We start from the raw sequence: 20,299 nt of genomic DNA, 5'->3' as shown, positions 1-20,299 counted from the left end.
TCCAACCCCAGAAGATTCTGAGGCCGGGGATGTCAACATATCTGGCGTTGACTTTTGGCACGCTGTTGAGTTCTCAAGGAACGGACACTTCCTTCAGGCCGCCTTCCAGCGGGCCCTCCGGGCGCTTCGTTCTTTCGTGTTCCCAGCTTACCAGATGTTTTCCGCCCCGTTTCCGGCGCTTCGTTCATCCAACTCGCTGGCGTCTTCTGCGGCTTGACGCCCCGTCCGACGTTTCAAACTCTAGCCGATCCCTGCTCCGAAAAGCGAATCGACCGCAATCCAATAAAACGAACAAGCCGAATAGGAACCAAGCCGCGACAAGACGCGACCCAGCCCGAACCAGGAAATGGTGTTTCAAGAGGATTGGCCGCCCCGGGACCGTCCGCGCCGATGCGTGTCCGGTGCTCCCTGCCGAGCGACTAGAGAACACTACCCCTGGTCGGCGTCGCGGGCAAGCCGCTGCCGGGGACGGTCCGGGTGCAGAGTGCGCGGCCGGCTTTCACGTACTCGCCGTTGGGGTGGTCGTTGCCGGCCACCCAGTGGCGGGCGGTGGCCTCGTCGCGGCCGCCGTCGCGGTGGCGGCGGAGCAGGCGCTCCTCGCGGAGGGCGTCGTCGGTGTCCACGTACCAGAGTTCACGCAGCAGGCGGCGGGCCTCCGGCCACGGGGTGTCGGTGGAGGCGAGGTAGTTGCCCTCGGTGATGACGAGGCGGGTGTGCGGGCGGACGACGTGGCGAGCGGCGACCGGTTCGTCGAGGGTGCGGTCGAAGTCGGGGGCGTAGATGTCCTGGAAGCGGTCGGCGGCGATGCGGCGCAGCAGGGCCACGTAGCCGTGGGCGTCGAAGGTGGCGGGGGCGCCCTTGCGGTGGGTCAGGGCGAGGCGGTCCAGTTGGGCGGCGGACAGGTGGAAGCCGTCGAGTGGGACGTACGCGGCGCTGCCGGGGCCCTCGGCGCGTTCGATCTCGGCGACCAGGTGCCGGGCCAGGGTGGACTTGCCGGCGGCGGGCGGGCCGGCAAGTCCGAGGATCGTGCGGGCGTTGCTGCCCGGGCCCCGGAGGAAGCCGAGGGCGAGGGCGGTGAGGCGGTCCTCGTTCATGGCCGCACCCTACTCACCGTCGGCACGGGCCTCACCGCTCGGCGAGGGCGGGCACCTCCAGGGTGAGGGTGCCGGCGTCGGCGTCGAGGACGGCGGGGACGCCGAGCGGGACGGTCAGGGTGGAGGGGCAGTGGCCGAAGCCGAGTTCCCAGATGACGGGTATGCCGAGCGGGCCGAGGCGGTCGAGCATGACGTCCCGGACGCGGTCGAGCCGTCCGCAGCCGTCCCAGGAGCCGAGTGCGATGCCGGCGACCCCGTCGAACGCACCGGAGCGCAGGAACTGGGTGAGGAGCCGGTCGAGCTGGTACGGCTGCTCGTGGACGTCCTCCAGGATCAGGATGCCGCCGGCGTAGGAGGGCCGGGCGGCGGGCGTGCCGCGCTCGGCCGCGAGGACGTGGAGGCAGCCGCCCGCGGTGACGCCCCGGGCGCGGCCGGGGACGAGGGCGGTGGCGGTCGGTGAGGTGAGCACGGTGGTGGCCGTGGGCTCGAAGAGGGTGCGGCGCAGGTGGTCGGCGGTCGGTCCGTCGGTGATGAAGGAGCCGGCCGCGCTCATCGGCCCGTAGAGGGTGGCGATGCCGAGCCGCTGGGCGAAGGCCTCCTGGAGGGAGGAGACGTCGCTGAAGCCGATGAACGGCTTGGGCGGGACGGCGCGCATGGCGTCCCAGTCGAGCAGGTCGACCATGCGGTGGACGCCGTAGCCGCCACGGGCGCAGATGACGGCGTCGACGGTGGGGTCGAGCCAGGCGGACTGGAGGTCGGCGGCGCGGTCGGCGTCGGTGCCGGCGAGGTAGCCGAGGGTGGGGTGGGCGTCGAGGACGTGCGGGGCGACGGTGACCCGCAGGCCCCAGGAGCGGAGGACCGCGCAGCCGTCGGTGAGCCGCTGGGAGTCGATCGGGCCGCTGGGGGCGACGACGGCGACGTGGTCGCCGGGGCGCAGGTGCGGCGGGCGGGTCAGACCCTGGCCGGGCGTGGTCGGGTGCTGGTCCATGGTCCGGGACGCCTTTCGGGGGAGGCCGGGTACGGGCGGCCTCGGCGTGGTCGAGGCCGCCCGGTGACGATATGCCCCCGTGTCGACGGGCCGATGTCCGCGAGCCGACGTCTTCGGGCCGAAGGTGCCCCGAAGGTGCGCCGGAGGTGCGGGGCGGTTCTTCAGATCGCCCCCATCACCTTCCTGACCTCGTCGAGGGTGGCGTCGGCGACGGCGTTGGCGCGTTCGGCCCCGTCGCGCAGGACCTGGCGCAGGTGGCCTCGGTCGGCGGCGAGTTCGGCGCGGCGGGCACGCAGGGGGCGGAGGTACTCGTTGACGGAGTCGGTGACGGTGCGTTTGAGCGCGGCGGCCCCGCCGTCGCCGATTTCCTCGGCGATCTCCTCGGGTGCGCGGTTCTGGCAGAGCGCGGCGAGCAGGATGAGGCCGGAGACCTCGGGCCGGTTGGCCGGGTCGTAGTCGATCCGGCGGTCGGCATCGGTCCTGGCGCCGCGGATGATCCGGGCGGTCTCGTCCTCGGTCGCGCCGAGGGGGACGGAGTTGCCCCGGCTCTTGCTCATCTTGCCGCCGTCGGTGCCGAGCAGCAGCGGGGCGTCGGAGAGCAGTGCGCGGGGGGTGGGGAAGACGGCGCCGCCGTCGGCGTGCGGGTAGCGCTCGTTGAAGCGGCGGGCGATGGTGCGGGCGACTTCGAGGTGGGGCAGCTGGTCCTGGCCGACCGGGACGAGGTTCGCCTTGCAGAAGAGGATGTCGGCGGCCTGGTGGGCGGGGTAGGTGAACATCAGCCCGTTGACGGCGGACTGGCGGGAGTGCGCGATCTCGTCCTTGACGGTGGGGTTGCGGTTCAGTTCGGCGACGCTGACCAGGCTGAGGAAGGGCAGCAGCAGTTGGTTGAGGGCGGGGACGGCGCTGTGCGCGAAGATCGTGGCGCGGTCGGGGTCGAGGCCGGCCGCGAGGTAGTCGAGAACGAGGTTCTCGGTGTGCTCGGCGAGCCGGTCGGCGATGTCCCGGTCGGTGATGACCTGGTAGTCGGCGATCACGACGAACATCTCGACGCCCTGGTTCTGGAGCTGGACGCGGTTGTGCAGGGTGCCGAAGTAGTGGCCGAGGTGCAGCGGTCCGGTGGGGCGGTCCCCGGTGAGGACGCGGTGGCCGGCCGGGTCGGCGGTGAAGGTGGCGGTGGTGGCCACGGACGGGGTCGTCGGGGTGGTCGCGGTCGTCTCGGTGGTCATCGGGTTTCTCCTCGGTACGGCGGTGGTGGCGGCCGTCCGGGGCGGGGGCCCGTTCCGTGGGAAACGCGAAAGGGCCGTCCATTCCGGACGGCCCTGGTCAAGCGGGTGGGGTGGCCGTCCCTCAGGACGGCCACCAGCACTGGCCCGCGTAGAGCTTCATGCGGTCGAGGATAGCGTCGGTGCCCGGCGGCGTGGTCGGCTTTCGGCGCTCCGGTCCTCCCGGTCCTCCCGGTCCTCTCAGTCCTCGACGACCAGCGCGGGGGTGTCCTTGCGCAGCGTCTCGCCGCGGAAGAACTCCGGCCGGGCCAGCCCGTAGCAGGTCATCAGGACGGCGCCGAGCAGCAGGATGCCGACGCCGATGACGAACACCGAGCCGATGCCGAAGACGGCGCCGCTGCCGTAGTCCGGGTTCCAGGCGTCGGTGAGGGTCTGCAGGAAGACCCCGCTCAGCAGCACGCCGCCGAGCAGCGGGGCGATGCCCTTGAGGAACAGGTCGCGGGGGCCGGTGCGCAGCGAGCGGCGGAAGTACCAGACGCAGGCGAACGCGGTCAGCGCGTAGTAGAAGCAGATCATCAGGCCGAGCGCCAGGATGGTGTCCTGGACGACGTTCTCGCTGATCAGGCTCATGCCGACGTAGAAGACGGCGGTGGCGATGCCGGCCGCGACGGTGGCGTACCCGGGGGTGCGGAAGCGCGGGTGGACGGCGCCGAAGCGCGGCGGCACGGCACGGTAGGCGCTCATCGCGAGCAGGGTGCGGGCCACCGGGATGAAGGTGGTCTGGAGGCTGGCGGCGGCGCTGGCGACGACGGCCAGGAAGAGCAGGACGCTCCACGGCGAGCCGAGGACCGGGCGGGCGAGCGCGGCGAAGACGTTGTCGGAGGTCTCCGGGTTGCTGAGGCCGGAGCCGGTGGAGCCGACGCCCGCGAACATCTGGGCGGAGATCGCGACCAGCAGGTACGAGCCGACCAGGGTGACCATGGAGACCATCGCGGCGCGGCCAGGGGTCTTGGCACTGCCGAGGGTCTCCTCGTTCATGGTGAGACAGGTGTCCCAGCCCCAGTACATGAAGATCGACAGCGACAGGCCGGCGGTGAAGGCGCTGAAGGAGCTGACCTGGAGCGGGTTGAGCCAGGAGAACGAGAAGCCGATCGAGTCGGGCAGGTCGCCGGCGGCGGCCTTGCCGATGGCGATGGCCGAGAAGAGCACCAGCACGGCGAGTTGGAGGCCGACCAGGCTGTACTGGAACCACTTGGTGGCGGTCATCCCCCGGTAGCTCATCGCGGTGGCGCCGGCGATCAGCAGGACGACGGTGAGCAGGTGGACGGCCTGGTTCTGGTCGAGTTCGGCGACCCAGCTCCTGCCGGTCATCTCGCCGAGCATCAGGTAGAGGAAGTCGGTCGCGACCCCGGCCAGGTTGGACAGCACGATGATGGTCGCGACGGTCAGGCCCCAGCCGGCCATCCAGCCGACCCGGGGGCCGAAGGCCTTGACCGTCCAGGTGAAGGACGTGCCGCAGTCCGGGAAGTCCTTGTTCAGCTCCTTGTAGGCGAACGCGACGAGCAGCATCGGCAGGAAGCCGGCCAGGAACACGGCGGGCATCTGGACGCCGACCGCGGTGACGGTCGGCCCGAGTGTCGCGGTCAGGCAGTAGACCGGGGCGACCGTGGAAACGCCCAGGACCACACTGCCCAGCAGGCCCACCGAGTTGCCCCGTAGACCCTTGTCCCCCGCTCCCCCAGCTGTCCCCTGGTCGGGGACTCCACCACTGATGCCACTGACCGGGGCACCCTGCGGAGCGCCGGGCGCCATTGCCCGGCCGCTGCTTCCGTGCTCTGAGAGCTGCTGATCAAACACCAGCGCACCCTAGGCGCGAGCATGGAAGGTTGAGTAGACCAACCCTTGGTGATCTAAACCACTTGCTTCGATTCGTTCTCGACGAAGGCCATCAAGGTGCAGCATTAACGGCGCGCTAAGCGGTGTACCTTAGTTTCAAAGGATCAGGGTCAAGAGAATTTCTCCCTTATGTCAAGGTTTGAGATGGTTCACCCCCAGCCCGGACGGGTCACCACGCCCCCCTCGGACGCTTCGGATAGGTTTGCCTCACCTAACCTCGATTCGAAGGAGCGTCGCGTGGCCCCCCACTCCGACGACCTGGTCCTCGTCCCCCGTACCCCCTCCCGCCGCAGGTTCCTCTCCGCCGGGATCGCCGGCGGGGCGGTCCTCGGCCTCGGCGGACTGCTCACCGCCTGCGGCAGCTCCGGCGGCTCGGGCGGCAACGGCGGCTCCGGCGGCGCGACCCCCGGCACCGGCGGCGCATCGCCCGACCAGAAGTCGGTCAAGCAGGGCGGCGACGACTACGCCACCGTGATCGAGAAGATGAAGGGCTTCGGCACCGACGCCGCCCCCGGCGTCTACCCGCGCACCGTCAAGCACGCCATGGGCGAGACCGTCATCCCCGCCAAGCCCACCCGGGTCGTGGTCCTGGACACCGGCGAACTCGACAACGTCGTCGCACTCGGCATCCAGCCGGTCGGCATCGTCTACACCGACGGCTCCAAGTCCCTGCCGTCCTACCTCAAGGACAAGGCCGGCAACCCGGCCAACGTCGGCACCATCAACAGCCTCAACCTGGAGGCCATCGCCGCGCTCAAGCCCGACCTGATCCTCGGCAGCCAGCTGCGCGCCCAGGACCAGTACGCGCAGCTTTCCAAGATCGCGCCGACCGTCTTCTCGCTGCGCCCCGGCTACCCCTGGAAGCAGAACTTCCAGCTCAACGCCAGCCCGTTCGGCCTGGAGGCCGAGGCCAAGACCCAGCTCGACGCGTACCAGGCGGCCGCCACCGCGATCGGCGCCAAGCTCGGCGACAAGCGGCCCACCATCACGCCGCTGCGCTTCATGCCCGGCCGGACCCGGCTGTACGCCGAGCTGTCCTTCATCGGCACCATCCTCACCGACGTCCCGCTGCCGCAGCCCAAGATCGAACAGGTCAAGGAACTCGCGGTGGAGGTCAGCCCGGAGCAGATCGACAAGGCCGACGCCGACTGGATCTTCTACGGCGTGTACGGCAGCCCCAGCTCCACCAACCAGGACGCGGTGCTTGGCGGCGCGCTCTGGAAGACCCTCGGCGCGGTCAAGTCCGGTCAGGCCCGGCCGGTTTCGGACGAGACCTGGTTCCTCGGGCTCGGTGTCATGGCCGCCAACGCGGTGCTCGCCGACCTCAAGGGCTTCGTCGCGCCCGGCACTTGAGTCGACACGGGGCGTAGGGGCGGGCAGTGGTCTCGCGCACACCCCCGGAGTTGACTCTTGGAGCTGGTCGCGCGGTGCGGGAGGATCATCCGGACCGTCCGCCGAAGGGCCCGTGCCGATGACCTCGCTCCACCCCGCCGCAACCGACCCGTCCCTGCCCGGCCCGCCCGGGGGCAGCGCCGGATCCGCGCCCCCGCACGCCGCGCGCTGCTCCATCGCGACGGCCGCCGAGACCGGCCCGGCCGGCGCTCCGGGCGCCGCCCCGTCCGGCACGGTCGGCGGGCCGCGCCAGGCGGGCGGCTCACGCCACGACTCGGTTCCGCAGCCGCGCGGACGGGAGGACGGCGCGGAGAACGGCGGACTCGCGGCGGGGGGCGAGGCGGCTGCGGACGATCCGACCACCTCGCGGCTGCGGGCGGCGCTCGCCGACCGGCTGCGGGCCGCCCGCGCCCAAGGCCGCTCGGTCGCCGACCTGGCGGCCGCGTGCCGGCGACCGGCCACGGAGGTCCGGGCGCTGCTCGGCGAGAGCGCCGAGGACGGCGAGGACGAGGACGGGGACGGCGGGGTCCGTGAGGGCGGGGTCCGTGAGGGCGGCGCGGGCGTTCAGCATCGTGAAGACGTTCCGGGTGGTGAGGCCGAGGCCGTGGGCGGGCGGGCCGGGACCGGGGCAGGCCGGTTCGGTCGACCGACCGTCGCGCCCGAGGGCGACCGGGCCGTACCCGTGCTGCGCGCGGCGCGCGAGGAACTCCGGACCGCCGGATCCCGGCGCCCCGCGCCCTCGCGCCGACTGCGCCGGATGCACCCGCAGGCCGACGCGACCGGGCAGGGGGCGGCCGCACGGGAGACGGCCGCGACCTCCGCCGCTCTCCCGGCCGAGGTCCGGGCGGCAGCCGCACCCGGTTCGGGTGAACCCATCGGAGGCACCGGGGCGGTGACGGCGCCATCGGGCGCCGACCCCGAGGCGGCGCGGGCCGAGACACCGCTCGGCATCCTGATCGGCGGCAGCCCGAACCAGCCCGAGGCCGTCGGCCGCCCGGAGGAGCGGGCGCCGATCCGGGTGACGGCGGAACCGGTCCGGATCGGCCGCGGCACCAGCCTGATCGTGCTGCCCTCCTGGCGCCCCGCCATCGCCGTCTCGGTGCCGACCGAGCAACTGCTGTCCGCCACCGGGCTCGCCTTCGAGCAGCTGACCGACGCGCAGCTGACCGTGCTGATGAACCCCTGCGCGCTGCACGACCGGGAGCTGGACCTGCACGGCTGGGAATCCGGCCCGGGCGGGCGGGCACGACGCGGCGGGCGCCCGTAGGGGCGTCCGCTCGTAGCAGCGTGTGGTCGCAGCAGCGCGCGGGCAGGGCCCGTCGGCAACGGTCGTAGCAGCGCGCGTTCAGGGGCCGCCGGCAACGGTCGTAGCAGCGCGCGTTCAGGGGCCGCCGGCAACGGCCAGGGGACGGCAGCCGGGAGATCGCGGTCGACCGGGCGTCGGGGAGCGGTCGGCAGGCGGCCGTCAGCGGGTGGCCGGGGCGTTCGGGATGAAGCCGAGGTCGACGGGTACCGGGGGGCGCCCGTCGACGGCCCAGCCCTCGCGGACCGCGGCCAGCAACTCCGGCAGCCGGGGCGGCCAGAGCGCGTCGGCGTTCTCGTCGGCCAGGTCGGCCGGGGTCCACCAGCGCCAGTCGAGGATCCGGTCCTCGGCGTGCACCGCGCTGACGTCACCGACCGGGCCGCGGTGCGGTCCGCCCGTGAGGTAGATGTGCTCGTGCTGACGGACCGGGGTGCCGTGCCAGGTGAAGTCGTGTTCCCAGGTGCAGAGCAGCGGGCCCGGTTCGAGGTCGCTCCAGCCCGTCTCCTCCCAGAGTTCGCGCCGGGCGCCGGTCCACGGGGTCTCGCCGGGCTCCAGCCCGCCGCCCGGCATGGTCCAGTGGACGCCGACCTCGTCGTTGTCCGAACGGAGCAGGAAGACCGAGCCGTCCTCGTCCAGGACCACCGTGCGAGCCGCCCGCCGGGGGACACGCCTACGGAGTCTCAGCAGATTTCGCATCGGATCACTCTCCCAGCACCCGGCCGGGCCGTCGAGCGGGTTTGACGCGCCGAAAGCCGCCGACGCCGCCCCGCCCGGGCCTTACCCTGACGGCCATGCCCGTACCCGCGATCCTCTTCCCCGCCGACCCGCTCAACCCGCGCCGGCCCGACCCGCACTTCGCCTGGGAGGCCAGGCTGCTGCGGGAGTTGGGCGGCGAGCACCACCTGGTCGACCACGACGCGCTGCTCACCGGGCACGCCGAGCAGGCGGTCCGACGGGTGCCGCAGGACCGGGGTCCGCTCTGGTACCGGGGCTGGATGCTTCCGTCCGCCCGCTACGCCGGCTTCGCCGCCGCGCTCGCCGCGCGCGGCTGCGCCCTGCTGACCAGCCCGGCCGGCTATGCGACGGCACACGAACTGCCGGGCTGGTACGGCGTGTTCGAGGGGACGACCCCGCCCAGCGCGTGGATCCCCGCCGCCGCTGCCGCGGTGCCCGGGCCGGAAGAGCTGGCGGCCGCCGCGGCCCGGCTCGGCGGGGTCGGACCGGCGATCGTCAAGGACTACGTGAAGTCGCGCAAGCACGAGTGGCACGAGGCCTGCTACGTCCCCGAGTTGGCCGATCTGGCGAGCGTCGGACGCGTGGTGGCGCGGTTCGTCGAGCTCCAGGGCGAGTTCCTGACCGGCGGGGTGGTGCTGCGGCGGTACGAGGAGTTCGAGCCGCTGGCCGACGGGCCGGGCGGCAGCTCGGGTGACGACTCGGGCGAAGGATCGGGCGAAGGATCGGGCGGAGGGCCGGATGGAGGGTCGGATGACCGTTCGGGCCGTGGGAGCGGGCGGGCCGTGGAGGCGCGGGTGTGGTGGCTGGACGGCGAGCCCGTCCTGGTCGGGCCGCACCCCGACGCGCCTCACCACGATGTCGAACCCGACCTCACCGGCGTCCGCCCCCTGGTCCGGATGCTCGGCTGCCGCTTCGTCACCACCGACCTCGCCAACCGGGCCGACGGCTCCGGCTGGCGCGTGGTCGAGGTCGGCGACGGACAGGTCAGCGACCTGCCGCGCGGGATCGACGCCACCGGCCTGCTGGCCTCGCTGATCGCCGCCTGACGATCAGCCTGACGGGCCGCCGGCGACGGTCCGCCAGACTGATCGCGGGCAGTCGGCTACCCGGCGGCGACGGCCTCGACCGCCGGGTGGCCGTCCGCGATGAACGCCTGCCAGAGCCGGGCGTACGTGCCGCCCCGGGCGAGCAGCTCGGTGTGCGTGCCGTCCTCGACCACCCGGCCGTGGTCCAGCACGACGACCCGGTCCGCGCGCTCGGCGGTGGTCAGTCGGTGGGCGATGACCAGCGTGGTGCGGCCACCGCTGAGCCGGTCCGCGGCCTGGTTGACCGCCGCCTCGGTGGCCAGGTCGAGCGCCGCGGTCGCCTCGTCGAGCAGCAGGACGTCCGGATCGACCAGCTCGGCCCGGGCCAGCGCGATCAACTGCCGCTGGCCGGCCGAGAGGTTGCGGCCGCGACCCGCGACCTCGTGGTCGTAGCCGCCGGACAGCCGGACGATCATGTCGTGCGCACCGACCGCCCGGGCCGCCGCCTCCACCTCGGCCGGCGAGGCGTCGGGCCGGCCGTACGCGATCGCCTCGCGCACCGTGCCCGCGAACAGGTACGCCTCCTGCGGCACCACGCCCAGCCGGTGGCGGTACTGCGCCAGGTCGAAGCGGGTGAGGTCGACCCCGTCCACCCGCACGGTGCCCTCCGTCGCGTCGTAGAACCGGGCGACCAGCTTCACCAGCGTCGACTTGCCGGCGCCGGTCTCGCCCACCAGCGCCACCGTCTGCCCGGCCGGGATGTGCAGGTCCACACCGGTCAGCACGTTCGGGGCGCCGTCCGCACCGCCGTTGTAGGCGAAGCCGACGCTCTCGAAGGAGATCTCGCCGCGCAGCCCCTCGGGCACCGGCACGGGGTCGGCCGCCTCGGCCGTGGCGGTCGGGGTGCGCAGCAGCTCCCGGATCCGGCCGAGACCCACCGAAGCCTGCTGGTAGCCGTCGAACACCTGGGACAGCTGGTTGACCGGTGCGAAGAACAGATCGATGTACAGCAGGTACGCGACCAGAGCGCCGACCGTCAGCGTCCCGGCGTCGACCCGGGCCGCACCCACGATCAGCACCAGCGCGGCGGCCACGCTGGAGAGGAACTGGACGAACGGGAAGTACAGCGAGATGTACAGCTGCGCGCGCACCCGGGCCTCGCGGTAGGCGACGCCCCGGGCGACGAAGCGGTCCGTGTTGGTGTCCAGGCGGCGGAAGGCCTGGACGATCCGCATGCCCGCCACGTTCTCCTGGAGGTCGGCGTTGACGGTGCTGATGAGGTCCCGGGACAACTCGTACTGGTCCCTGGACTTCCGGCGGAACACCAGCGTCGCGATCACCAGCAGGGGCAGCACCGCGAAGACCACCAGGGCCAGGCCGGCGTCGATGATCAGCAGCGCGGCGAAGATCCCGCCGAAGGTCAGCAGGCTGACCACGGCGGTGACCACGCCGGTCTGCAGGAAGGACGTCAGCGAGTCCAGGTCGGTGGTCATCCGGGTCATGATCCGGCCGGACAGCTCGCGCTCGTAGTAGTCCAGGCCGAGCCGGTTGAGGTGGGCGAAGATCTTGAGGCGGAGCAGGTAGAGCACCCGCTCACCGGTCCGGCCGCTGACCCGGTTCTCGGCGCTCTGCACCAACCAGTCCAGCAGCACCACCACCAGCGCGGCGAGCGCGGCCACGGCGACCCCGGACATCAGGGCCTTGCTGACTCCCTGGTCGATGCCGTGCCGGATCAGCACCGGCAGCACCAGGCCAGAGGCCGCGTCGAGCGCGACGAGCAGCAGGGCCAAGGCGAGCGGGACGCGGAAGGGGCGCAGCAGGCGGCGGAGGGTGAAGTCCGGGTCACCGGCCTCGGCCTCGGCGCGCGGGACCGCCGGGGAGTCGGCGGCCGGCGGGAGGGCCGCGACCTTGGCCAGCAGGTCGGGGTCGGCGGTGCGGGCCGCCTTGACCAGGGCGGGGGTGGGGAGGTCGGGGGTGGCCGGGGCGGGGGCCTGCGTGGCGACGGGTTCCGGGGTGGGGGACGAGGCCGGCGTGGGGGTCGGTTCGTGGACAGGCTCGGGGGTGGACCGCGCCTCGGTCTGCTCAGCGGCCTTCTGCTCAGGGGTCTGCTGCTCGGGGGCCTGCTGCCCAGCGGGCTGCTCGGGGGTCTGCGGAGAGGTCTGCTCGACGGTCTGCGCGGAGGTCTGCTCGACGGTCTGCGGGGTCTCGGACGACCGGGGTGTGCGGCCGGCCTCGGGGTCGGTGATCAGAGCCCGGTACTGGGGACATCGGGCGTCGAGTTCCTCGTGCGTGCCGATGTCCAGCAGCCGGCCGTGATCCAGGACGGCTATCCGGTCGGCGAGCTGCAGGGTCGAACGGCGGTGGGCGATCAGCAGCGTGGTGCGGCCGGTCATCACCGAGCGCAGCGCGTCGTGGATCTCCGCCTCGACCTGCGGGTCCACTGCCGAGGTGGCATCGTCCAGCAGCAGGATCCGGGGGTCGGTGAGGATCGCCCGGGCCAGCGCGATCCGCTGGCGCTGGCCTCCGGAGAGGGTCAGGCCCTGCTCGCCGACCTTGGTCTCGTAGCCGTCGGGCAGCGCGCGGACGAACTCGTCGGCCTGGGCGGCCCGCGCGGCCGCCACCACCTGCTCGTCCGTGGCGTCCGGACGGCCGTAGGCGATGTTGGTGCGGACCGACTCGGAGAACAGGAAGCTCTCCTCGGGGACGATGCCGACCGCCGACCGGACCGAGTCCAGGGTGAGGTCGCGCAGGTCGTGGCCGTAGAGGCGGACGGCGCCGGCCGCCGGGTCGTAGAAGCGCGGCACCAGCTGCGCCACCGTCGACTTGCCGGAGCCGGAAGCCCCGACCAGGGCGAGGGTCTCGCCGGGGGCCAGCTTCAGGCTGAGGCCGTGCAGGACGGGGGCGGGGTGCTCGGGGTCGTAGCGGAACTCGACCTGGTCGAACTCCAGGGCGACATCGGAGGTTCGGGGGCCTGTGGTGGCGCGGGTGTCTGCGGTGGCGCGAGGGCCTGCGGTGGCGCGAGGGCCTGCGGCGCTGCCTTCGCGGACGCCGGTGGCGGCGCCTTCGCGGGTGCCGTCCCCGGTGAGGTCCAGGGTGAGCGCGTCCGGGCGCTCCTGGACCAGCGGGCGCTCGTCGATCAGCTGGAGGACACGCTCCACACCGGCCCGGGCCTGCTGGCCGACCGTGATGACCATGGTGAGCATCCGCACCGGCCCGGTCATCTGCGCGACGTAGGTGGAGAAGGCGACGAAGGTCCCGAGCGACACCTGGCCGTCGACGGCCAGCCAGCCGCCGAAGGCCAGCACCGCGACCTGCGCGAGCGCCGGGATGGCCTGCATCGCCGGGTTGTAGCGGGCGTTGAGCCGGATCGACCGGAGCCGGGCGGCGAACAGGTGGCGGGAGGCCCGCTCCAGCTTGTCCAGCTCCTGCGCCTCCTGACCGAAGCCCTTGACCACCCGGACGCCGCCGATCGCGCCGTCCACCACGCCCGCGACGGCGGCCGCCTCCTGCTGGGCGGCCCAGGTGGCGGGGAAGAGGCGCTTGCGGCTGAGGACGGTGATCCACCACAGCGCGGGGGCCATCACCAGGGCTATCAGGGTGAGCGGCGGGGAGAGCCAGACCATCACGGCCAGCGACATGACGAACATCACCAGGTAGCCGGTCATCATCGGCAGCATCGAGAGCAGGCCGTTGATCAGCTGGAGGTCGGAGGTCGCGCGCCCGACCACCTGGCCGGTGTCCAGCCGGTCCTGGCGGTGGCCGTCGAGCCGGCCGAGCGAGCGGAACAGGTCGCTGCGCATGTCGTGCTGGACGTCCAGGGCGAGCTGACCGCCGTAGTAGCGGCGGACCTGGGTGCAACCGAAGACGACGACGGCGGCGAGCAACAGCACCACCGCCCAGGGGACCAGCGAGCGGGTGTGCGCGGTGATGACGTCGTCGATGATCACCTTGGTGACCAGCGGCACCAGCGAGGTGACGGCCATGCCGACGAGCGAGGCGCCGAAGGCGAGCAGCACGCTGCGGCGGGACCGCCAGCAGTAGCCGACCAGGCGGCGCAGCCAGCCGACGGCCTGCGGGTGGTCGCCGTCCGGCTGCGGGTGGTCGCCGTCCAGCTGCGGGCTCGCGCCGGGGTCCGGTGAGCCGCTCGGGGATTGCTCCACCGTGGATCCGTGAGTCTCAGGCATATTTAGGGATGCTAACCATTTCGTCGGGTGGCCGCCATGGCGTTTCCGGCCCGGATGGGGCCGGAGCGGGCCGGGGCGGCCCGGATCGTCCGGTCCGGCGGACTGGCCAACAGCCTGCGGCCTGCGGTGATTCCCGGCCGAACGCGTCCCGGCCGAGCGCGCGCACGGCCCGCCGACCCCGCCCGCCTCCAGGGTCGCCTGACTCCAGGGTCGCGGACGACCCGCCGAAGGCCCAGCGGCCAGGGGCGGGCGGGCGCCATCCTTTGGTCCTAGACCTCCGGTAGTCCTGGACCTCCGGCCTCGGAGCCGGACCGCCGGCCCTTGGGCCCGGACCACCGGGCAGGCCCTCCGGGGGCGCGCAGGGCTCAGGCCTGCGCGGACACCGACTCGGCCGCCGCCGCGAAGGCGCCGTGGGCGAGGGCGTGCAGCAGGACGGCCATGCCGTCGCGCTGGAGGCCGGAGCGCTCGTCCTGGGCGGGGCCCGGGCCGAGGCTGTGCGGGGTCGAGTTGATCAGGCCGAAGACGGCGTGGACGGCGGCCCTGGCCACCGGTTCGGCGGCGGCGCCCGTCAGCTGCGGATAGGCCTGCCGGACCACGTCCACCCACAGCTCGACGTAGCCGCGCTGGAGCCGGCGGACGGTGCGGCGGTCCTCCTCCTTGAGGTTCAGCAGCTCGCGGTCGTGGAGGGTGATCAGGTCGCGGTCGTCGAGGGCGAAGTCGACGTGGCCGCCGATCAGCGCGTCCAGCGCGGCGGCCGGACCGTCACCGCCGCCCGCCCGGCGCCGCCCCTCCTCCAGCAGGCGCTCGCTGATGCCGATCAGCAGATCGGCGAGCATCGCGTCCTTTCCGGCGAAGTGGCGGTAGAGCCCGGGCCCGCTGATGCCGACGGCCTTGCCGATCTCGTCCACACCCACCCCGAGGAAACCCCGGGCCGCGAAGAGTCGCGCGGCCTCCCGACGGATCTGGTCGCGGCGTGGGAGCGCGGAGGCTGCGGGGACGTTCGGCATGCTGCCCATCGTAGACAGTGGGGTTATCGGCCGTTAACCTGGGCGCGTGAGTTAACGTTAATTAACGTGGGGTCCACGGGCGCACCGCATTCGGCCGCCCACCTGGTGCCGAGGGCAAGGGAGCTCTTGGGAATGGTCATCTCAACCGCCGGTGTACCCACCGGCGTCCATGGCAGCGCAGCGGCCGGCACCACGGCGGCGCCGGGCGCCGTACCGCCGGGAGCCGCTGCTCCCGCTCCCCGGCTCGGCACCGCGGTCGACCCGGGCTCCACCGCCTACCGGGCCAACACCGAGGCACACCGGGCCCTCGTCGCCGAGCTGCGCGAGAAGCTCGACGCGGCGGCCCTCGGCGGCGGTGCCAGGGCCCGCGCCCGGCACACGGCGCGCGGCAAGCTGCTCCCCCGCGACCGGGTGGACACCCTGCTCGACCCGGCCTCGCCCTTCCTGGAACTGGCCCCGCTGGCCGCCGACGGGATGTACGACGAGGCGGCGCCCGCGGCCGGGGTGATCGCGGGCATCGGCCGGGTCGCCGGACGCGAGGTGGTGGTGGTCGCCAACGACGCCACCGTCAAGGGCGGCACCTACTACCCGATGACCGTGAAGAAGCACCTGCGCGCCCAGGAGGTCGCGCTGGAGAACCGGCTGCCCTGCGTCTACCTGGTGGACTCCGGCGGCGCCTTCCTCCCCATGCAGGACGAGGTCTTCCCGGACCGCGACCACTTCGGCCGGATCTTCTACAACCAGGCCAGGCTCTCCGCCGCGGGCATCCCGCAGATCGCCGCCGTACTCGGCTCCTGCACCGCCGGCGGGGCGTACGTCCCGGCGATGAGCGACCAGGCCGTGATCGTCCGCAACCAGGGCACGATCTTCCTGGGCGGGCCGCCGCTGGTGAAGGCCGCCACCGGAGAGGTGGTCACCGCCGAGGAACTGGGCGGTGGTGACCTGCACTCCCGCGCCTCGGGGGTGACGGACCACCTGGCCGAGGACGACGCCCACGCCCTCTCCATCGTCCGCACGATCGTGGCCGGGCTCGGCCCGCGCTCGGCCAGGCCGTGGCCGCTCACCCCGGTCGAGCCGCCGGCCGTGGACCCGGTCGGCCTGTACGGGGCCGTCCCGGTCGACCCGCGCACGCCCTACGACGTGCGCGAGGTGATCGCCCGGCTGGTCGACGGCAGCCGGTTCGCCGAGTTCAAGGCCGAGTACGGCGCGACCCTGGTCACCGGCTTCGCCCGGATCCACGGCCACCCCGTCGGCATCGTCGCCAACAACGGCGTGCTGTTCTCCGAGTCGGCCCTCAAGGGCGCCCACTTCATCGAGTTGTGCGACCAGCGCGGCATCCCCCTCCTCTTCCTGCAGAACATCACCGGATTCATGGTCGGCCGGCAGTACGAGGCGGGCGGCATCGCCAAGCACGGCGCCAAGATGGTCAACGCCGTCGCCAGCACCCGCGTCCCGAAGCTGACCGTGGTGATCGGCGGCTCGTACGGAGCCGGCAACTACTCGATGTGCGGCCGGGCCTATTCACCTCGCTTCCTGTGGATGTGGCCGGGCTCGAAGATCTCCGTGATGGGCGGCGAGCAGGCGGCGTCCGTCCTCGCCACCGTCCGCCGCGACCAACTGGAGGCCCGCGGCGAGCAGTGGCCGGCCGAGGCGGAGGAGGAGTTCAAGCGCCCCGTCCGCGAGCAGTACGAGCGCCAGGGCAACGCCTACTACGCCACCGCCCGCCTCTGGGATGACGGCGTGATCGACCCGATGGACACCCGCACCGTCGTCGGCCTCGCCCTCACCGCCTGCGCCAACGCCCCGCTTCCGCCGCCCGGCCCGTACGGGGTCTTCCGGATGTGACCCCGCCCCGGCGGGTGTGACCCGCCCCTCCCACGCGACCTCTCCTCTCCTGTCGGTGTGACCCCGCTCCTGCGGGCGTGACTCCCGCGGCGCCGGCTCACCGCCCGGGCCGGCGCCCTCCCCTCCCGCCGCCACTCCGCCGCCACCTCCTTCGTACGGCTCCCCTCGACCCGGAGGAACGCCTCCCATGTTCGACACAGTTCTGGTCGCCAACCGCGGCGAGATCGCCCTCCGGGTGATCCGCACCCTGCGGCGGCTCGGCGTGCGCTCGGTCGCCGTGTTCAGCGACGCCGACGCCGACGCGCCGCACGTCCGCGAGGCGGACGTCGCCGTCCGGCTCGGCCCCGCTGACCGCAGCGACAGCTCGGCGGCCGAGACCTACCTGCGCACCGACCAGATCCTCGCCGCCGCCCGCCGCACCGGGGCCCAGGCCGTGCACCCCGGTTACGGCTTCCTCGCCGAGAACGCCGGCTTCGCCCGCGCCTGCGCCGACGCCGGCCTCGTCTTCATCGGGCCTCCTCCCGGTGCGGTCGAGCTGATGGGTGACAAGATCAACGCCAAGGAAGCCGTCCGAACCGCCGGCGTTCCGGTGGTCCCCGGCAGCCAGGCCACCGCGCCCACCGACGGGGAACTCCTCGCCGCCGCCGAGGAGATCGGCTACCCCGTCCTGCTCAAGCCGTCCGCCGGAGGCGGCGGCAAGGGTATGCGCCTCGTGCGGGACCGCGCCGACCTGCCCACCGAGATCGCCGCCGCCCGCCGCGTCGCCCGGACCGCCTTCGGCGACGACACCCTGCTGCTGGAACGCTGGGTCGACCGGCCGCGCCACATCGAGGTGCAGGTGCTCGCCGACGCCCACGGCACCACCGTCCACCTCGGCGAGCGCGAATGCAGCCTCCAGCGCCGCCATCAGAAACTGATCGAAGAAGCCCCCTCCGTTCTGCTCAATGCCGAGACCCGCGCCGCGATGGGCGCCGCGGCCGTCCGCGCCGCGGAGTCCTGCGGCTACACCGGGGCCGGCACCGTGGAATTCATCGTTCCCGGCATCGACCCGGACTCCCCCGCCACCTCCTCCACCGAGGGGGTACGGGACTTCTTCTTCATGGAGATGAACACCCGCCTCCAGGTCGAACACCCCGTCACCGAACTCGCCGTCGCCGTCGGCGACGATTCAGCCCGACTCGACCTGGTCGAGTGGCAGCTGCGGATCGCCTCGGGCGAACGGCTCTCCTTCGATCAGTCCGACATCTCCTTCCTGGGCCACGCCATCGAGGCCCGGATCTGCGCCGAGGACCCGGAACGGGACTTCCTGCCCACCGGCGGCCGCATCCTCGTCCTGGACGAGCCCCAGGGCGAGGGCGTGCGCGTCGACTCCGGAGTCGCCCCCGGATCCGTCGTCACCAGCGCCTACGACCCGATGCTCGCCAAGGTCATCGCGTACGGGCCCGACCGCCCGACCGCGCTGCGCCGGCTCCGCGCCGCGCTGGCCGACACCCGCATCCTGGGCGTCACCACCAACACCGGCTTCCTGCGACGGCTGCTCGCACACCCCGAGGTCGTCGCCGGCCGACTGGACACCGGCCTGGTGGAACAGACGGCCCAACAGCAGCCCGCCCTGCTCGCCTCGCCGTACTCCCCGGCGAACGCGCCGAGCGACGCGAACGAGACCGGCGAGGCCGCCAAGGCCAACGAGGCCGATGACGCGCACGAGGCCGATGCCACAACTGCCGACCCGCTGGCGGCCGAGACGCCACCACCTGCCCACCTCCTCTACTACGCGGCCGCGCTGGCGCGGCACCTGGACCTCACCCCGGCCGCCGACCCCGGCGGCTGGACCGACCCCTTCTCCCTTCCCTCCGGCTGGCGCCTGAGGGGCACCCCCGCCTGGACCACCCACCGACTCCGTACCCCCGGCCAGGATCCGGTCTCGGTGCGCATCCGTTCGATCACTGCGGGCAACGTAGCCGATGCCACTGACAATCCCGCCGAGCTCACCCGCGAGGTCGAGCTCCGGCTCGGCGCCGGGCCCGTCCACCGTGCCCGCGCGACCCGGACCGCCGACCGGCTGCACCTGACCGTCGACGGCCTGCAGACCACGTTCGCGCTGGCCACCGACGCCGCTCCCGGCCTCGCCGCCGGCCCGGTGACCTGGCTCGGCGTCGAGGGCGACGCCTGGTCGCTGCACGCCCACGACCCGGTGGGCGAGCGCGCCGCCGGAACCGCCGCCCACCACGGCGCCCTGACCGCCCCGATGCCCGGCACCGTCACCGTCGTCAAGACCACGACGGGCGAGACGGTCCGCAAGGGCCAGCCCCTGCTCGTGCTGGAGGCCATGAAGATGGAACACGTGATCGCCGCCCCGCACGACGGTGTCGTGGCCGAGCTGCGGGCCACCGCCGGCGCCACCGTCGCGATGGAGGAACTGCTGGTCGTGGTCGCCCCGGCCGGGGACGGCGCCGACGAGCAGGGCGCCCCCGCGGCCGCCGGGGTGCGGTCATGACCGCACCCGCCCGCGAGCCCGACGCGCTGGACCTGGGCCTGCCCGACCCCGTCCGCGCCCCCGGCCTGCCCGAGGAGGTCCGGATCCACGAGGTCGGACCGCGCGACGGGCTGCAGAACGAGGGCTCCCTGGTGCCCGTGGAGGTCAAGGCGGAGTTCATCGCCCGGCTCGCGGCCGCCGGGCTGCGCACCGTCGAGGCCACCAGCTTCGTCCACCCGAAATGGGTCCCTCAGCTGGCCGACGCCGAGGAGCTGATGCCCCGGCTCGCCGGCCTGCCGGAGCGCCACCCCGGCCTTCGGCTGCCGGTACTGGTGCCCAACGAACGCGGCCTCGACCGGGCGCTCGCCCACCACGCCACCGACGTCGCGGTGTTCGCCAGCGCCACCGAGACCTTCGCCCGCCGCAACCTCAACCGCTCGGCGGACGAGGCGATGGCCATGTTCCGCCCGGTCGTGGCGCGGGCGACCGAGGCAGGGCTGGCGGTCCGCGGCTACCTCTCGATGTGCTTCGGAGACCCCTGGGAGGGTCCGGTCCCGGTCTCCCAGGTGGTCGCGTACGGCGTGCGGCTGCTGGAGATGGGCTGCGCGGAGCTGAGCCTCGGCGACACCATCGGCGTGGCCACCCCCGGGCAGGTCGGCGCCCTGCTGGCCGGATTCGCGCGGGCCGGGGTGCCGGCCGACCGGCTCGCCGTGCACTTCCACGACACCTACGGCCAGGCGCTCAGCAACACCCTGACGGCCCTGCGCGAGGGGGTCACCACGGTGGACGCGTCGGCGGGCGGGCTCGGCGGCTGCCCGTACGCGAAGAGCGCCACCGGCAACCTGGCCACCGAGGACCTGGTGTGGATGCTGCACGGGCTCGGCATCCGGACCGGGGTCGACCTGCGCGCGCTGGTCGCCACCAGCGGGTGGATGGCCGAGCGGCTCGGCCGTCCGAGCCCGTCCCGCACCGTCCAGGCGCTGCTCGGCGCCGCCCGGGGCTGACCCCGCCGCACCACCGCTCCCCGGTGCCGGCCGCGCGGAATCCCGGCCGCGGCCGGCACCGGGCACCACGTTCATCGCCCAACCACACCGTGCGACCGTCACACCGTCAGACGGACGCCGGTCGTCC

13 protein-coding genes are annotated in these 20,299 nt (G+C 73.2%); 6 read left to right on the top strand and 7 right to left on the bottom strand.

The genetic code is table 11. The features are described from left to right. Positions 1-419: 419 nt before the first annotated feature. The 4 genes from ACIO9K_RS20820 to ACIO9K_RS20805 form a co-directional block, all read right to left on the bottom strand. Positions 420-1,094, bottom strand: a complete 675-nt coding sequence (locus tag ACIO9K_RS20820; RefSeq protein ID WP_400331727.1) for a nucleoside/nucleotide kinase family protein — start codon at positions 1,092-1,094, stop codon at positions 420-422. 31 nt (positions 1,095-1,125) lie between these two features. Then, positions 1,126-2,082, bottom strand: coding sequence for an LD-carboxypeptidase (locus ACIO9K_RS20815; protein ID WP_400331724.1), 957 nt, complete (start codon positions 2,080-2,082; stop codon positions 1,126-1,128). 161 nt (positions 2,083-2,243) lie between these two features. Next, positions 2,244-3,308: a tryptophan--tRNA ligase gene (gene trpS, locus ACIO9K_RS20810; RefSeq protein WP_400331721.1), complete on the bottom strand. Its 1,065-nt coding sequence runs from the start codon at positions 3,306-3,308 to the stop codon at positions 2,244-2,246. 237 nt (positions 3,309-3,545) lie between these two features. Beyond that, positions 3,546-5,117, bottom strand: a complete 1,572-nt coding sequence (locus ACIO9K_RS20805) for an APC family permease (RefSeq protein WP_363620159.1) — start codon at positions 5,115-5,117, stop codon at positions 3,546-3,548. Positions 5,118-5,438: 321 nt separating this feature from the next. Here ACIO9K_RS20805 and ACIO9K_RS20800 point away from each other — a divergent pair, with 321 nt between their 5' ends. Further along, positions 5,439-6,554, top strand: a complete 1,116-nt coding sequence (locus ACIO9K_RS20800; RefSeq protein WP_400331718.1) for an ABC transporter substrate-binding protein — start codon at positions 5,439-5,441, stop codon at positions 6,552-6,554. Positions 6,555-6,672: 118 nt separating this feature from the next. Then, entirely contained in the window at positions 6,673-7,860 is a 1,188-nt protein-coding gene (locus ACIO9K_RS20795; RefSeq protein WP_400331715.1) for a hypothetical protein, read from the top strand. Positions 7,861-8,058: 198 nt separating this feature from the next. On the opposite strand, the gene ACIO9K_RS20790 is transcribed toward ACIO9K_RS20795, so the two are convergent. Further along, entirely contained in the window at positions 8,059-8,592 is a 534-nt protein-coding gene (locus ACIO9K_RS20790) for an NUDIX hydrolase (protein WP_400331712.1), read from the bottom strand. A 95-nt stretch (positions 8,593-8,687) separates the two neighbouring features. Between ACIO9K_RS20790 and ACIO9K_RS20785 the strand changes: the two genes are divergently transcribed. Further along, positions 8,688-9,677, top strand: a complete 990-nt coding sequence (locus tag ACIO9K_RS20785; RefSeq protein WP_400331709.1) for an ATP-grasp domain-containing protein — start codon at positions 8,688-8,690, stop codon at positions 9,675-9,677. 56 nt (positions 9,678-9,733) lie between these two features. On the opposite strand, the gene ACIO9K_RS20780 is transcribed toward ACIO9K_RS20785, so the two are convergent. Continuing rightward, complete coding sequence (locus tag ACIO9K_RS20780) at positions 9,734-13,840, bottom strand: ABC transporter transmembrane domain-containing protein (protein WP_400331706.1); 4,107 nt, start codon at positions 13,838-13,840, stop codon at positions 9,734-9,736. Between the two features lie 365 nt (positions 13,841-14,205). Then, positions 14,206-14,847 carry a TetR/AcrR family transcriptional regulator gene (locus tag ACIO9K_RS20775; RefSeq protein WP_400331703.1) on the bottom strand — a complete coding sequence of 214 codons (642 nt, stop codon included), beginning with the start codon at positions 14,845-14,847 and terminating at the stop codon, positions 14,206-14,208. Between the two features lie 132 nt (positions 14,848-14,979). Here ACIO9K_RS20775 and ACIO9K_RS20770 point away from each other — a divergent pair, with 132 nt between their 5' ends. The 3 genes from ACIO9K_RS20770 to ACIO9K_RS20760 all read left to right on the top strand — a co-directional run bounded on the left by ACIO9K_RS20770 (position 14,980) and on the right by ACIO9K_RS20760 (position 20,172). Then, positions 14,980-16,692: a carboxyl transferase domain-containing protein gene (locus ACIO9K_RS20770; RefSeq protein ID WP_400331700.1), complete on the top strand. Its 1,713-nt coding sequence runs from the start codon at positions 14,980-14,982 to the stop codon at positions 16,690-16,692. Between the two features lie 187 nt (positions 16,693-16,879). Then, the gene (locus ACIO9K_RS20765; protein WP_400331697.1) at positions 16,880-19,189 is read left to right on the top strand and encodes an acetyl/propionyl/methylcrotonyl-CoA carboxylase subunit alpha; all 2,310 of its coding nucleotides are present in this window, start codon (positions 16,880-16,882) and stop codon (positions 19,187-19,189) included. Next, a complete protein-coding gene (locus tag ACIO9K_RS20760; RefSeq protein ID WP_400331694.1) occupies positions 19,186-20,172 on the top strand; it encodes a hydroxymethylglutaryl-CoA lyase in 987 nt (328 codons plus the stop codon). Before ACIO9K_RS20765 ends, ACIO9K_RS20760 begins: the two co-directional genes overlap by 4 nt. Positions 20,173-20,299 lie beyond the last annotated feature (127 nt).

Origin of the sequence: Kitasatospora sp. NPDC087271 (assembly GCF_044744605.1) — a bacterium.
Classification (GTDB): domain Bacteria; phylum Actinomycetota; class Actinomycetes; order Streptomycetales; family Streptomycetaceae; genus Kitasatospora.
The sequence above is the reverse complement of the archived record's forward strand: the minus strand, read 5'-3'. Positions and strand labels throughout refer to the sequence as shown.

Excerpts from the sequence above, each read along its gene's own strand:
- ACIO9K_RS20760 (WP_400331694.1), top strand. The coding sequence starts at position 19,186 with ATGACCGCACCCGCCCGCGAGCCCGACGCGCTGGACCTGGGCCTGCCC.
- ACIO9K_RS20805 (WP_363620159.1), bottom strand. The coding sequence starts at position 5,117 with ATGGCGCCCGGCGCTCCGCAGGGTGCCCCGGTCAGTGGCATCAGTGGT.
- ACIO9K_RS20815 (WP_400331724.1), bottom strand. The coding sequence starts at position 2,082 with ATGGACCAGCACCCGACCACGCCCGGCCAGGGTCTGACCCGCCCGCCG.
- ACIO9K_RS20795 (WP_400331715.1), top strand. The coding sequence starts at position 6,673 with ATGACCTCGCTCCACCCCGCCGCAACCGACCCGTCCCTGCCCGGCCCG.
- ACIO9K_RS20775 (WP_400331703.1), bottom strand. The coding sequence starts at position 14,847 with ATGCCGAACGTCCCCGCAGCCTCCGCGCTCCCACGCCGCGACCAGATC.
- ACIO9K_RS20820 (WP_400331727.1), bottom strand. The coding sequence starts at position 1,094 with ATGAACGAGGACCGCCTCACCGCCCTCGCCCTCGGCTTCCTCCGGGGC.
- ACIO9K_RS20770 (WP_400331700.1), top strand. The coding sequence starts at position 14,980 with ATGGTCATCTCAACCGCCGGTGTACCCACCGGCGTCCATGGCAGCGCA.
- ACIO9K_RS20765 (WP_400331697.1), top strand. The coding sequence starts at position 16,880 with ATGTTCGACACAGTTCTGGTCGCCAACCGCGGCGAGATCGCCCTCCGG.
- ACIO9K_RS20780 (WP_400331706.1), bottom strand. The coding sequence starts at position 13,840 with ATGCCTGAGACTCACGGATCCACGGTGGAGCAATCCCCGAGCGGCTCA.
- trpS (WP_400331721.1), bottom strand. The coding sequence starts at position 3,308 with ATGACCACCGAGACGACCGCGACCACCCCGACGACCCCGTCCGTGGCC.
- ACIO9K_RS20790 (WP_400331712.1), bottom strand. The coding sequence starts at position 8,592 with ATGCGAAATCTGCTGAGACTCCGTAGGCGTGTCCCCCGGCGGGCGGCT.
- ACIO9K_RS20785 (WP_400331709.1), top strand. The coding sequence starts at position 8,688 with ATGCCCGTACCCGCGATCCTCTTCCCCGCCGACCCGCTCAACCCGCGC.